The organism is Microbacterium umsixpiens (assembly GCF_053543675.1).
Genome location: NZ_JBLVOH010000104.1, coordinates 29,865 through 30,420 on the forward strand (window position 1 = coordinate 29,865; position 556 = coordinate 30,420).

1 pseudogene is annotated in these 556 nt (G+C 69.4%); it reads right to left on the reverse strand.

From position 1 onward, the window contains the following. Positions 1-556 (reverse strand): annotated as a pseudogene (locus ACNPM4_RS10735) (translation initiation factor IF-2); the annotation flags it as partial.

Consider the following 556-nt stretch of genomic DNA (forward strand, 5'->3'; position numbering starts at 1 on the left):
ATGACGGCCACGACCGGAGGACGGATCTCGAGGTCGTCTTCGCTCTCCGCCTCCAGCTCGGCCTCGAGGTCGAGACCGAAGCCCTCGAGGAGCTCCTTGTCCTCGTCCTCGGGCGAGACCATCTGGATCTTGTAGCCGAGCTCGGCGCCCAGGACCTCGAACGTCGCCTCATCGAGGGACTCGGTGGCCGTGGCCATCTCGCCCAGGTTGAAGAGGATGGTGACGAGGGTTCCGGGCTGGACCGTGTAGCCGGTCAGCGTCTCGATCTTGTCGGCGAAGTCCGCGATGGATGCGCCGCGGCGCATGCGGATGACCTCTCCGTTGCCGCGGGTGACGTTGACGCCACCGACGACCGGAGCACTCCGCATCTCGAACTCTTGCCGCTTCGCCCGCCGCGACTTGCGCTGCTTGCTCTTGCCGCCACCCTTGCCGAAGGCACCTGCGGTACCACCGCCGGGACCACGGCCACGACCGCCACCGCCACCGGGACGACCGGCGAAGCCGCCGCCACCGCCGGGACGTGCACCAGGACCACCGGCACCGCCGGGTCCACCCG